The sequence below is a fragment of the Aquimarina sp. ERC-38 genome, assembly GCF_026222555.1.
GTDB lineage: Bacteria > Bacteroidota > Bacteroidia > Flavobacteriales > Flavobacteriaceae > Aquimarina.
This window is the reverse complement of record NZ_CP098511.1, coordinates 4,290,961-4,304,514: the sequence shown is the minus strand read 5'-3', so window position 1 is coordinate 4,304,514 and position 13,554 is coordinate 4,290,961. Positions and strand designations below refer to the sequence as shown.

General features: G+C 34.8%; 14 protein-coding genes. 7 read left to right on the top strand and 7 right to left on the bottom strand.

Annotated elements, in window-relative coordinates; genetic code table 11:
* The first annotated feature begins 26 nt into the window (after window positions 1-26).
* Together NBT05_RS17800 and NBT05_RS17795 are read left to right on the top strand one after the other, a co-directional pair.
* Window positions 27-1,895, top strand: a complete 1,869-nt coding sequence (locus NBT05_RS17800; RefSeq protein ID WP_265771241.1) for a TonB-dependent receptor plug domain-containing protein — start codon at window positions 27-29, stop codon at window positions 1,893-1,895.
* 5 nt (window positions 1,896-1,900) lie between these two features.
* Window positions 1,901-2,968, top strand: a complete 1,068-nt coding sequence (locus tag NBT05_RS17795) for a YncE family protein (RefSeq protein WP_265771240.1) — start codon at window positions 1,901-1,903, stop codon at window positions 2,966-2,968.
* A 91-nt stretch (window positions 2,969-3,059) separates the two neighbouring features.
* On the opposite strand, the gene NBT05_RS17790 is transcribed toward NBT05_RS17795, so the two are convergent.
* The 5 genes from NBT05_RS17790 to NBT05_RS17770 form a co-directional block, all read right to left on the bottom strand.
* The gene (locus tag NBT05_RS17790; protein ID WP_265771239.1) at window positions 3,060-4,577 is read right to left on the bottom strand and encodes a S41 family peptidase; all 1,518 of its coding nucleotides are present in this window, start codon (window positions 4,575-4,577) and stop codon (window positions 3,060-3,062) included.
* A gap of 247 nt (window positions 4,578-4,824) precedes the next feature.
* Complete coding sequence (locus NBT05_RS17785) at window positions 4,825-5,118, bottom strand: type II toxin-antitoxin system RelE/ParE family toxin (RefSeq protein ID WP_265771238.1); 294 nt, start codon at window positions 5,116-5,118, stop codon at window positions 4,825-4,827.
* Entirely contained in the window at window positions 5,109-5,336 is a 228-nt protein-coding gene (locus NBT05_RS17780) for a hypothetical protein (protein WP_265771237.1), read from the bottom strand. The genes NBT05_RS17785 and NBT05_RS17780 overlap by 10 nt, the downstream gene beginning before the upstream one ends.
* Before the next feature lie 191 nt (window positions 5,337-5,527).
* Entirely contained in the window at window positions 5,528-7,006 is a 1,479-nt protein-coding gene (locus tag NBT05_RS17775; RefSeq protein ID WP_265771236.1) for a S41 family peptidase, read from the bottom strand.
* A gap of 64 nt (window positions 7,007-7,070) precedes the next feature.
* Window positions 7,071-8,501, bottom strand: a complete 1,431-nt coding sequence (locus tag NBT05_RS17770; protein WP_265771235.1) for a S41 family peptidase — start codon at window positions 8,499-8,501, stop codon at window positions 7,071-7,073.
* A gap of 235 nt (window positions 8,502-8,736) precedes the next feature.
* On the opposite strand from NBT05_RS17770, the gene NBT05_RS17765 reads away from it, so the two are divergent.
* The 4 genes from NBT05_RS17765 to NBT05_RS17750 are packed head-to-tail and all read left to right on the top strand — an operon-like array spanning window position 8,737 to window position 10,790.
* Window positions 8,737-9,246 carry an RNA polymerase sigma factor gene (locus NBT05_RS17765; RefSeq protein WP_265771234.1) on the top strand — a complete coding sequence of 170 codons (510 nt, stop codon included), beginning with the start codon at window positions 8,737-8,739 and terminating at the stop codon, window positions 9,244-9,246.
* Window positions 9,233-9,676, top strand: coding sequence for a hypothetical protein (locus NBT05_RS17760; RefSeq protein ID WP_265771233.1), 444 nt, complete (start codon window positions 9,233-9,235; stop codon window positions 9,674-9,676). The genes NBT05_RS17765 and NBT05_RS17760 overlap by 14 nt, the downstream gene beginning before the upstream one ends.
* Window positions 9,677-9,703: 27 nt before the next feature.
* Window positions 9,704-10,249, top strand: coding sequence for a DUF4252 domain-containing protein (locus tag NBT05_RS17755; protein ID WP_265771232.1), 546 nt, complete (start codon window positions 9,704-9,706; stop codon window positions 10,247-10,249).
* Between the two features lie 4 nt (window positions 10,250-10,253).
* Window positions 10,254-10,790 (top strand): DUF4252 domain-containing protein, encoded by a 537-nt coding sequence (locus tag NBT05_RS17750; RefSeq protein ID WP_265771231.1) that lies wholly within the window; start codon window positions 10,254-10,256, stop codon window positions 10,788-10,790.
* A gap of 312 nt (window positions 10,791-11,102) precedes the next feature.
* Here NBT05_RS17750 and NBT05_RS17745 read toward each other — a convergent pair whose 3' ends face one another.
* Together NBT05_RS17745 and purB are read right to left on the bottom strand one after the other, a co-directional pair.
* Window positions 11,103-11,291, bottom strand: a complete 189-nt coding sequence (locus NBT05_RS17745; protein WP_265771230.1) for a hypothetical protein — start codon at window positions 11,289-11,291, stop codon at window positions 11,103-11,105.
* Window positions 11,292-12,635, bottom strand: a complete 1,344-nt coding sequence (purB, locus tag NBT05_RS17740) for an adenylosuccinate lyase (RefSeq protein WP_265771229.1) — start codon at window positions 12,633-12,635, stop codon at window positions 11,292-11,294. It lies immediately after the preceding gene.
* 146 nt (window positions 12,636-12,781) lie between these two features.
* Here purB and NBT05_RS17735 point away from each other — a divergent pair, with 146 nt between their 5' ends.
* Window positions 12,782-13,549, top strand: coding sequence for an IS5 family transposase (locus NBT05_RS17735; protein ID WP_265770084.1), 768 nt, complete (start codon window positions 12,782-12,784; stop codon window positions 13,547-13,549).
* Window positions 13,550-13,554 lie beyond the last annotated feature (5 nt).

Sequence of the window (13,554 nt, the reverse complement as noted above, 5' to 3'; positions counted from 1 at the left end):
TGAATCTCGGGAAAAAGGTTCAATTAATGATGAAGCGGATCAAAAAGTTTTTGTACAGTATCCTTGGGGTAGGGTGTAGTCTATTAAGTTTCGGTCAGGAAATCCCTGTAAACGAACTGGAAGCGGTTTTTCTTAAAGACCGACGCTTGACCGTGTTTTCTGATGGCTTTAAAAAAGAAACACTTACGGACTCAACTATACAACGAAATAACCCTGCATTAACCGATTTGTTACGCTATAATTCCACCTTATATTTTAGGGAAAACGGAATAGGCGGAACTTCTTCGGCATCTTTTAGAGGTACCAGTGCTGCTCAAACTGCGGTCATTTGGAACGGTATTAATATCAACTCACAACTTAACGGACAAACGGATTTTAATACGATCAGAACCGGAAACCTGGATGAAATTACTATCCGGAGCGGCGGTGGCAGTGTACAATTTGGGAGTGGGGCTATTGGGGGTTCGGTACATTTGACCAATACTCTTGACTTTAATAAACATTTTGATCAAAGGTTTCGATCGGGTTACGGCAGTTTTGCTACTTCCTTAGTAAACTATAAAGCTAGTTACGGAACGAGTAAAAGTACAATCTCCGGGGGAATGGAACGTTCTTCTTCGGATAATGATTTTGACTATCTTACGACCAATTTTAAAAATCAAAACGGTGATTATCAGAACTATGATCTTAATCTGAACGTAGGACATTATATTTCTAAAAAGGATCTTTTAAAATTTCACCATAATACCTTTATTGGAGACCGTGGTTTTTCCGGAGTGCTTTCAGGAGCAGTACCTTCTCCGTCCAATGATTTTTACGAAGACAGAAATTCAAGGACAATATTTAGTTGGCAACATCAAAAAAATAAATTTACTTCTACGGTATCTACCGCATTTTTGTACGAAAATTATAGATATTATGCGGATCGGAATTCTGATGATTTTGATTTCGGTAAATCCCGTACTTATTTAGGAAAATATACGGGTGGATATACACTTTCAGATGATCTGTACTTAGAAGTTCAAGGGCAGGTATCTTATATTCAGGGGGAAGGCACTAATTTTTTTGAGCCGAAAGATCGATCTATTTACACCGGGATCCTGACGTTTAAACATGAAGTAAATAAGAACTTTTCGTATACCGCTCACCTGAGGCAAGAAGAAAATAATGCGTTTAAGGCACCTTTATTATATTCTTTTGATGCCACCTATAAAATAACGCCTTGGTATCACTTACAATTAAATACATCCCGTAATTATAGGATACCTACCTATAACGATTTGTTTTGGGGAGGTCCCGGAGGTGAAGGTAATCCTGATCTTATTCCGGAAACATCAGTACAGGGAGAACTTGTACAGGGATTTCATTTTAAGAATTTATCTGTAAATGTAGCAGGGTATCTGATCGATGCAAAAAACCTGATTCAATGGCGACCCTTAAGCGGAACTGTTTGGTCTCCGGTCAATGTAGCTAGTGTAAGAAGTTATGGTATGGAAACCACAGCTTCCTACCTGAAAAAGTTTACCTACGGTCAATTGCAAATAGATACTAATTACGCATATACGGTATCTGAAAATCAGGAAACGGATAAACAATTGATTTATGTACCAATGCATAAGGTGACTGCTTCTCTTTCTTATGCTTACAAAAAATTAGTTTTTTACTATCAGTTTCTATACAACGCCCCGGTGTTTTTGACTACGGATAATACCCGGGAATTAGCCGGATATGATGTGTCCAATGTAGGAATTGGGTATCATTTTTCTTTAGGAAAAAATATAGCTGCTTTAACTGAAATTAAAGTAGCCAATCTTTATAATGAGATCTATCAAAATGTAGGTTTTAGGCCGATGCCTCCACGGAATTATCAATTACAAATAACACTTAATCTTTAAACACAATGACAATCAAAAATTTATTCCTAATAAGCTTATGTACTACCTTGTTTCTGGCTAGCTGTAGTGACGATGACAACACAACTCCGGAAGAAATTATTCAGGGAGCATTTCAAAATGGAATACTGGTATCTCATGAAGGATCTACTACCGGAGTCTCCGGATCAGTATCCTTTATTCCGGAAAGTTTAGCTAATGTACGGAATAACATCTATAGCACTGTAAATGAAGGGATATTAGGAACGTTTCAACAATCTATAGGGTTTCTAGATAGCCTGGCTTTTGTAGTGGTTGATAATGCTAATACCGTAGCCGTTGTAAATCGCTATACTTTTAAGGAAAAAACAATTGTTACCGAAGGGTTACAAACTCCAAGATATATCGATTTTGCGGGTGGTAAAGGATATGTTACTAATTGGGGAAATCCGGAAGATACTACGGATGATTTTATAGCAGTCCTGGACTTAGAAACCTTTACGGTCGAAAATACTATTCCGGTTTCTAATGGTCCAGAAAGGGTGGTAGGTAAAGGTGATTTTATCTATGTATCTCATAAAGGAGGTTTTACCAATAACGATATACTTTCAATTATTGATATTAATACAGATAATGTTACGGAAGTCGTAGTAGGAGATAATCCGGATGAGTTAGAACTTGACGGAGACGAAAATTTATGGATTCTATGTGGAGGAAAACCTGATTTTGTTGATGCTTCAAAATCTACCCCTGGAGCTTTGGTTAAATTAAATACAACCACTAATGAAATTGAAACAACAATTCCTTTTCCGGATCAGCAACAACCTTCTTTAATGGATTATGAAAATGGAGAAATTTATTATTACCTGGATGCAAAAGTTTACAAGATAGCAAAAACTTCACAAACCCTCGCCGAGTCTCCTATACTTGAAGATTTATCGTATTATGGTATGAGTATTCGCGACAATAGGTTATATGCAGTAGATGCAAAAGATTTTGGTAGTGATGGTGAACTGGATATTATCGATCTGGAAACCCTGGAAGTCATTGAATCTGTTACGGTAGGCGTCGTACCTTCTAAGATTTACTTTCAGTAGAGTACCCCATACCTGCCTGCGTGGCTATAAAGAGCAAAAAGCCGTTTCAATATGCTTTGAAACGGCTTTCTTATAATAAGAATACAGCCAGTTATTTTTCCGGTACCATATCTACATACATTCTTTGATAGTTTAACTGCTTCATTTTAGAATTTCCTACTTCTTTAAAACTGTTACCATTATTTTTGGTTTCTGTTAAAGTACCAGTTACAATATATTCTAAGGCTTCATTTAACCAAGGTTCAAATACATCACCTAATGTTCCCATCTTAAAAGCGTTCTCTATAAATGTATAGTCCGGGGTTAAACCATTAGCAAAATCGGTAATACCCTCTTTATTTGCAATTTTAACAATTAAGGGTTGTAAAGCATAATTATGATTAGGATTGATACCTTGTCTTGTAAAAACCCTTTCAGAATCATAAATGGTTGCTGATCCCTGAAATTTACCGGTGGTATTATTTCCAATGTGGACTACCTCGATATAAGGTTCTAAACTATTTATAATTAATTCACTAGCAGATGCACTATTAGAACCAGCTAATACAATAACCCTATTTAAATTTAAAGAGTTCATAGGTTCGGTTATATTAGGTCCATCGTCTTTAATTTCTATCGTAACTTTATCAGAAAACCGATCGAATAAAATTTCATCTGCATTAGCAAAATTATTAATAGCTGCCTGATAATCTTTATTATGAGAATTTTGAGTAAAAATTTCGCCTTTAAACTGTCCGGTAATCATTCCGGCAAGGGCAATCGCAGTATTTACGGAACCCCCACCATTGTATCTTAGGTCTAATACCAAATCACTAATCCCTTCTGCTTTAAAATCTGCAAAAACTTCATTTAACTGTCCGTTAAAATCAAAGTTAAATTCGTTATACATTAAATATCCAACTCTCTTTCCATTAAATTCAAGAGTTTTAGCAATATGAATGGGATCTTCTATATGTTGAGCCTTTAGTAAAGTTATATCTTCAGTTCTTTGAAAATCCTGATCTGCAAAGCCAATCGTAAAAGAAGCGTTATCGTTTATTAATAAATCTAAAAAGTTATCAATTGTCAATTTTAATCCGTCTACATGGGTAAAAAATTGACCCCTTTGGATGCCTTTTGTCGCTGCATCCGTATTAGGTAACACATAGGTTACATAACCAAATAGGTCTCTACTGTCCTGAAAAATTAGTCCTACTTTAAATTGCATACCACTGGTAGTAATTACTCCGGACTGGGCATTTTTAAACGTGTTGATATCATTAATCAAAAAGCTAAACCGGTCTTTACGTTGTCCTAATAATAAGTCTTTTGATAGTAAATTATCAAAAAGAGATTCGGGAGATTCAAAATTAGCTAAATACTGTTTATATTTTTGTTCTGATTCCCATCTATTATTAGCTAAATCTGCAACATCTTCTTTATAAAGATAGTACAGGTTCATATTTTCGTATATAAAATCATCAATTTCAAAATCCTCATTGTCCGGATCAATTTCTTCTTTTGGATCCGGATCCGGATCTGAGATTGGATCCATACCCTCATCATCACTACCACAACTAAAAAATATCACAAAGGCAAACAAAAAAGCTAAATATTGTATTCTTTTCATAAGGTTCTTTTAAAGAATTGTTAAAAGTAATATTTTCGTACGAAAGAAGGTAATGTTTAATAAATTTTAAGAGTAAAAATTAAACTTTTTTAACAATATTTAATAGTTTAATTATCGTGTACATACGGTTAAACTACCGTAGGGAATTTTCAGCGTTATAATTTTAATAAGAGGTTTTGCTTTGATTTTTAGGGTATTTCCAGCAGGAAATAGTGTTAATGAAACTTTTAATTTGGAGATAGTACTATTAAGAATCCGGTTTCTGTTTTGATGCTTTAAAATAAATAATTTCTATAACTTTCTTTTGAGGTTTTATCCGATAGATAATATAATTGTGTTTGCTCAATACAGCTTTTCGAATATACTTGTGTTTCCCAGTAGTTGGGTATATAAAAGGTGTCCTTTCTACTTGCGATTTAAATTCTTCGATTTTACTTTCTAAAATTAATATTTCTTTTGAGGTCCAATGTATATCAAGATAATCAAGCACGGAATCTAAACCTTCGAGAGCTTTAGGAGTCCATACTATTTTTAATGCCATTTTTGAAAGCGATTCATCGCTTCTTTATCATCTATATACTCCTCTCTATTTGCTTGAATAATACTAACTTCAATATCTTCTTGTTCTTGTTTGCTTAAATCATACCACCAATCCTTTTGCTCTTCTTCAAAAACTTTCTTTAATTTAGTAAGTAATGATTCTTCTTGAGTTTGAAGTAATAAATGCATTAGTTCTAACTTGGTACTTTCTATATTCATCACATTTGCTTTTTTGTTATAACAAAGATAAATTTTTATAATTTTTAATTTAAAGGTTGTAGAATGCTAGTTTTAAAAAATTGTCAAGAGTAGGATTAGTTAAGGATGCTCACTAAAAAATAAATACTATTTTAGCTCCTCCCTTTGAAAAATAGGAACTAAAAAAGTAAAATCTATCATACATCTCATGACTAATCTTTTAATAAAAAAGAATAATCTTTAGTATTGTCATACATTTTTTGGTAGATGGGTGAATGCATTTTTGATTCACCGATGGTTTCATTCAATAAATTGCTTTTAGAACTAGTAGGCACGGCGCCAGTTGTAATAAATTCTAAGGCAGCATTTAAAAAAGGTTCTTCTACTTCTCCTAAAGTACCTAAGTTAAGTAAGCTTTCCTGAAAAGGAACTTCCGGAACCAATCCATCTACAAAATCAGTAATATCATCTTTATTTGCTGATTTAAAAATTAATGGTTGAATCGCATAGGTATGATTAGGATTTGCATTTTCTCTACCTAGATTTTGCGAGTCATAAAAAGTTGCAGAGGCCTGAAACTTACCAGTAGTAGTTTCTCCAATTTGTACTACAGTGATATAAGGATCTAATCCGTTAATTATTAATTCACTAGCCGAAGCGGTACGATCGGTTGTTAAAACATGGACTTTAGCAAGCTCTAGTTTATTAATAGGAGCTCCGGTTCGTATCGTATCTACAAATCGATTTAATAAATTTTCTTCTCCGTTTGGCCCTGATGAAAATTGTGCCTGTAAATTTTCATTCCAAATCTCTTTAGAAAAAATATCACCGGTAAATTGTCCGGTAATCATCGCGGCTAGATCAATGGCCGTACGTACGGAACCACCTCCATTATAACGCAAATCAAGGATTAAATCTGTAACTCCATCCGTTTTTAGGACTCCAAAAGCATCATTCAATTGTTCATCGAAGGTGCCGGTAAATCCATTATACATTATATAACCGATCTTTTGACCTTTATAATCTATGGTTTTAGAAATAAAAATAGGATTCTCTGTATACTCTACCGCGGTTAAGTTTATATCTTCTATAGGAGTAAAGTTATTAGTCTCGTCCACAAATCTTACGGTATAGGAGTCTCTTGCAAATAATTCTTGAAAATTACTATTAACAGTTAATACTTCTCCATCAATAGCATCAAAAAAATCTCCTCGCTCAATCCCTTTTCTTTCCGCATCCGTGCTTGGTAAAACATATCTTACAAATCCTACTACATCGTCACCACCTTGAGTTTTTCTTACTAAACCAAACTCCATTCCATTACTTTTAGAGATGCCACTGAATTGTTTCTCTAAGGCTACATAATCTGGTGTTAGAAAACTAAATCGGTCTTGACTGGATTGCAATGCGTCATACAGAGATTCCGGAGAATCAAAGCTTTTTAAAAAGTTTTCATATTCCGATTGATTTTGAATTTTGTCATCATTTAGATCTGAAACATCTGCTTTATAAAGATATACTAGATTCATAGCTTGCCAAATAAAGTCATCAACCTCAAAATCTTCATTTACGACTTCGTTGTCAGTATCTATTTCATTACCTGTATCTGTATCCGTTCCTTCATCATCGTTGCTACAAGCTATTAGTGTAATAAAGGCAACTAACAAGCTTAGGTATTTTATCTTTTTCATAAGAGCATTTTAAATAATTTCTAAATATAAGGTTTTAACTTAAAAAAAGTATTGTATTTTGATGTTAATGTGTAAATTCAATCTCCTTTTTAAACATCTTTTGATAGTTTAGTTGCGATTCCCCGCTTTCCCCAACAAACTGATATCTAATATTCGCTTTATGTTTTAAAGACTTCCTGGCAAAAATCACGTCTAAGGCTGCTTTAAAAAGGGGTTCTTCTGGAGTTCCTAAAACTCCGGGATTACTAAAATCTTCCGGTACTTCAATGTCCGGAGCAAGTCCGTCAAAATAATCGGTAAACCCAACTGAGTTTAGTGACTTAAGTACTAAAGGTTGCATAGCATAGGTATGACCGGGGTTTGCCCGCTGTCGTCTAAAATTATCCGAATCATAAAGCGTTATGGATGCTTGAAATTTACCCCGGGTAGTAGTTCCTATTCTTACTACATCGATATAAGGATCTAATGCATTTATGATCAGTTCGCTGGCAGAAGCTGAACTACGGGTAGTCAACACAAAAACCCGGGTAAGTTGTAACGAATTAATATCTTCCCCATTATCAATTTTAGTATCAAATCGATTGATCAGGCGATCGGGGTTATCGTTTAGAAATGCTTCCTGAAACTCTTCATTCCACTCTTCAGTAGAAAAAATTTCTCCGTTGAATTGTCCGGTAATCATACTGGCCAAATCTTTGGCAGTCTCTACATTTCCACCGCCATTATATCTAAGGTCTAGGACTAACTCCTCAATATTTTCAGATTTAAGCCGGGCAAAAGCAGCGTTTAATTGGGAGTCAAAACTAGCATTAAAAGCGTTATACATCAGGTAACCTATCTTCTTTCCTTCTTCAACAATGACTTTATCAATAAATACAGGGTTCTCCGTATATTCAACTTTAGTAAGACTTATGGTGGTAGCTACCTCCGTAATAGTTTCGCCCGCTAGTGTTGCTAATCCAATCGTATACGTATCTGAAGCAAGTAAAGACCTAAAATTATTTTCAGTAATCTGTTGACCGTCAATACGGTTAAAAATTATTCCCCGGGTAAGTCCTTTAGCCTCCGCATCTGTACCAGGTAGCACCAAACGTACAAATCCAAAAATATTAGTGGGTTCATTAGGATAGCGACTTAATGTAAATTCCATCCCGTTGTTTTTGGTAATTCCGTTAAAAGAATTCTCAAGTTCAATATAGTCATCTACTAAAAAGCTAAATTCATCAATGACTACCTGTAAATTATCAAATAAAGCTTCCGGTGAATCAAAAGAATTAATAAAGGATTGGTATTCGGTATTGCCGTCAAATCGGTCGTTGCCTAAGTTTGCAGAAGTAGCCTTATACAAATAAAAGCGGTTCATTCCCCTCCAGATAAAATCATTAATTTCTGAAGTATTTGATGGAACAATTACATCATCATTGTCTTTAAAACAAGCCGTATTAATAAGTAAACTGCTTCCGAAGAAGAGAAAAAAGAGGTAGTTGTATTTCATTTAATAATCCTGTTTTGATTAATTTCAAAGTGGTATGCTTCCTGTTGCTTTAAATGACTATAGCTCCGGAATATTGAATATGTAGTACTACATACCTTCATTATCATATTAGTACGGCTATTATGTAGAAAGATAACATATAAAAATTGTTTTTTAGTATACTTGTAACAAAAAAAGCAGTAGGTCGTCTCCCTTTTATAAAGCATTAATAACGCAGGTTTTACGAATAACCGGAATGAAAGAAGTAGCTTTTATAAAATTAACCGATACGTTTAAGGACAAACTTTTTAGAATGGCCAAGCGTTTATTGGTGAGTACCGAAGAAGCTGAAGATGCTACCCAGGAAATTCTGTTGAAGTTGTGGAAAAATAAAAGCAGTATCACCGGGTATAAGAATGTAGAAGCTTTTGCCATGACGATGACCAAAAACTTTTGCTTTGATAAATTAAAAGCTAAAGAATCCGAAAATATGAAACTGGTTCATTCTAATTATAGTAGTAGGGAAGCTTCTTTACATAGAAAAACCGAAGCTAAAGATACCATGGATTGGGTACAACGGGTTATGAATGAACTGCCGGCACAACAACGTATGATCGTTCAATTGCGGGATATTGAACAATATGATAATCATGAAATTGCTAAAATGCTGGATATGAATGAGACCGCCGTACGGGTCTCTTTATCGAGAGCGCGTAAATGGATACGTACCGAAATTGAAAAAAAACATAGCTATGGAATTACCTGAAATAAAATCGTTACTAAAAAAATATGAGGAAGGCGCCACCTCACTATCTGACGAGCAACGTTTAAAAGAAGAACTACAAAAGTATAAAGACGAACCTTCCTTATATGCGTATCGACAGATGTTCTTATTCTTCGAGAAAGAACAATCAGTTACCTTACCGGATAAAGAACCTGTGTTTAATCGAGAGAAGCCTTCGGTCATTTGGATGCTTGGAATTGCAGCATCGATTGCTATCCTAATCGGTGTTTTTGTCAACAGCCTTCCCTCCGAAAAAGAAGAACTGGGTACGTATGAAGACCCCGAAATTGCAATGCAAAAAACAAAGGAAGTTTTACATCTGGTAGCACGCTATATGAACCATGGTGCACAGGATTTAAAATACCTGGATGAATTTGAAAAAACAAAAAATAAAATAATTACAATTAAATAATACCCTAAAAAACTAAAGAGAAAACAAATGAAAAAGTATATCATAATTGCCCTAATCCTCATTGCCCCCACATTTATTATTGCCCAAGGTACTTTTGATAAGTACGAGAATATGAATGATGTTTCTTCTATGGTGATGACCAGTAAGATGTTTAAGTTACTAAGCAAAATCGATTTTGATAGCGGCGACCAGGAGACACAACAGTATATCAACTTGGTAGAAAATATTGAAAACATAAAAGTATTTGCTACGGATAATAAAGAAGTAGGTTTAAAAATGAAGTCAGATGTGACGGGTTATCTTAAAAAAGCCTCGTTGGATGAATTAATGCGTGTAAATAGTGACGGACAGAACATTCGGTTTTATTCTAAACCCGGGAAGAATGAGGATTTTGTTAGTGAGCTTTTTATGTTCCTGGAAAGCCCGGATGGAAATAATTCTTCTAAGGATTCCCCTGATACCGTAGTGTTAATTATCACTGGAAATATAGATTTGAAACAAGTATCCAAGTTAGCTGATGATTTAAACATACCCGGAGGAAAAGAATTGAAAAATGTAGATAAAAATAAATAGAAAGATGAAAATAGTTAAAAAATGTGTTTTATTACTAAGTGCTGTCCTTTTCATAGCTTCTTGTAATCAGGAAACAACTTTACAGGAATATTTGGTCAACCAAAAGGAAGATGCGGATTTTATCACAATGGATATTCCTACTAGCTTATTGGACGCACAAAGCCTTCAATTAAAACAAGAAGAGAAAGAAGCACTGGAAAGTATTAAAAAAGTAAACTTTCTAGCCTTAAAAGCTTCGGAAGCTAATACTGCTAAATTTGAAACGGAAAAACAAAAGGTGACGGCAATTTTAAAAAATAAGAAATACGAATCATTAATGCGTTTTTCTAAAAATAATACGAATGTTCAAATATTATATGAAGGAGATGATACCCGTATTGATGAGGTCATTATTTATGCCACAAAACCTTCAGCCGGGTTTGCCCTGGTTCGGGTATTGGGTAATAATATGAGCACGGAAAAGATGAATACTTTGTCCAAAACCCTAATGGACAACAGTTCTAGCGTACTGGATGCAGCTAGCATCTTTGATAGTATTTAACCTGAATTTAAGTAGATTTTAATTTTTGAAAAGCATAGCCCGTTATACCACCTTGTTTAAGTAATGTAATGGGTTTATTTTTTAGTTTTAGTTTAAAATAACTTAGATAACATCCCCGGCCCGTCCCAAAGGGAAGGTAGCTAAAAATTCTTTATTTCGGAAAGGATTTAGGATAGAATTGATAGCTGTAAACAAAATAGTTGAGTTAATTTTGATACACTAACGCTATTATCAACTGGAGCTTTTTTTACTTATTTATAAGTACCTAAGTTTCTTTGGCTATGCCTAAAAATATAATGGATTAGACAAAAGTTATTCATCTTTCTCTTCCGGAAGGTTAACGAATACCAGAGAAATAATAAAGTAAAAAAATAGCCCTACCCAAAGTATTTGAACTAATAAGTAATCCAGAAGGGTGGTTAAACCGGTAATAATAAACCCAAAGCACAAAGTTGCAGTGAGTATAATCATAGTTCTGTTTCCGGGTTTAAACCATCTCATTTATATTCCGGTATAGTTAGTAGGTGAGATGCTAAGCAATTCTTCTTTTATAGGTTTAGAAATTTCTAAGGAGTCAATAAAATCAGCAATGGACTCCTGATTAATTTGAGTATTGGTTCGGGTTAATCCTTTTAAAGCTTCATATGGATTAGGATAGCCTTCTCGTCTTAGAATGGTCTGTATGGCTTCTGCTACCACAGCCCAGTTTGCTTCCAGGTCTTTTTGAAAGGCATTTTCGTTTAGTAAAAGTTTATACAAACCTTTTAAAGTAGACTGAAATGCAATTAAGGTATGCCCAATGGGCACTCCGATATTACGTAATACGGTACTATCCGTTAAATCCCGTTGCAATCGGCTTACCGGAAGTTTTGCAGATAAATGTTCAAATAAAGCATTAGCAATACCAATATTACCTTCGCTATTTTCAAAGTCAATAGGGTTTACTTTATGTGGCATTGCTGAGGAACCTACTTCCCCTTTTTTAATTTTTTGTTTAAAATAGTCCATAGAAACATAAGTCCAAATATCCCGGTTTAAATCTAGAATTATAGTATTAATTCGTTTTAAAGCATCAAACAAGGCAGCCATATGATCATAATGTTCAATCTGCGTCGTAGGAAATGAATAGTGTAGTCCCAGGGTTTCCTGTACAAACTTTTGACCAAATTTTTTCCAGTCTATCGTAGGGTAAGCTACCTGGTGTGCATTAAAATTACCGGTCGCCCCACCAAATTTTGCTGCGCTGGGAATATCATTCAATAAATCAAATTGTGCTTCGAGTCGACTAACAAACACCTGAATTTCTTTACCGAGTCGGGTAGGAGAGGCAGGTTGGCCATGCGTACGGGCAAGCATTGCCACGGCTTTCCAATCAGAGGCTAGTGAGGTTAATTTACCTAATACTTCCTGATAAAGTGGAATATAGACTTCATTTATGGCTTCTTTTAAACTTAAAGGAATTGCCGTATTATTAATGTCCTGTGAAGTAAGGCCAAAATGGATAAATTCTTTATGTGCGCTTAACCCCAACCGGTCAAACTCTTCTTTCAGAAAATATTCAACCGCTTTTACATCGTGGTTGGTGGTTTTTTCTATCTCCTTTATTCGTTGTGCATCTTTACTTTTAAAGTTGGTATATAGTTTACGTAATTCGTTAAATTTACTAGTATTAAAACCAATTAACTGAGGTAATGGCAATTCGCATAAGGCAATAAAATATTCTACTTCAATGCGTACCCGGTATTTAATTAACGCTTCTTCGCTAAAAAAAGCGCCTAAAGCTACAGTTTTACTTTGATAACGGCCATCGATCGGACTTACTGCCTGTAAGGATTGTAAAGACATAAATAAAGGTCAAATTTAAAAGGGTAAAGATACGACTTCACGGCTAATTCTCTTTTAAGAGCATGTTTAAACTAAATTTTCGGATAATTTTTTTGTTAAAAAGCTGGATAGTCTAAACTTTGTAGTTGACTAAAACAACAATGTTTATGCAATCTAAATATAACAGATTAACTACCCAGCAATGGGAATATATGGAATTATTTTTACCTAAGAAAACCCGGGGGCATTATAAACTACGGGATATTGTAGACGCTATTTTATGGCAACTCCGTACAGGTACTCAGTGGCGTAACCTCCCGGATAGTTTTCCAAAATGGCAAAGTGTATACTATTACTTTCGCAAATGGCAAAAAGATGGGACACAAGAGAGATTAAATATTGAGCTTAACAAAATGGAGCGGAACCGACAAGGGAAAGAACCAACACCTAGCTTGTTATCCATTGATAGTCAATCCATAAAGTCCGGTCCTTTTACAAGTATGTCAAAAGGGGTTGACGGTAATAAAAAGGTAAATGGCCGTAAACGTCACGTAATTACTGATACGTTAGGTTTAGTTTGGGGGGTTGTTGTAGGGGCTGCCAATGAAGCTGATGGGGTAGTAGCCAACAAAGTTGTGGAACCTTTATTAGGGTACCTGGATAGGATGGAAAAAATAGTAGCTGATCATGCCTACAAAACAATATTTAAGAGGTGGGCTGAAGAAAATGTAATTGGACTTGAGGTAAAGATATCATCAACTCCCCCATCCACAAAAGGTTTTGTTCCCTTGAAGTGGAGATGGGTAACTGAAAGGACTTTCGGTATCTTCAACTTCTTCAGAAGACTCGATAAAGACTATGAAAAAACGAAGGAAAGTCAAGAATCTTGGGTATTATGGCAGAATTGTCAAATCATTCTCAATAGAATAAGGTAATTTAT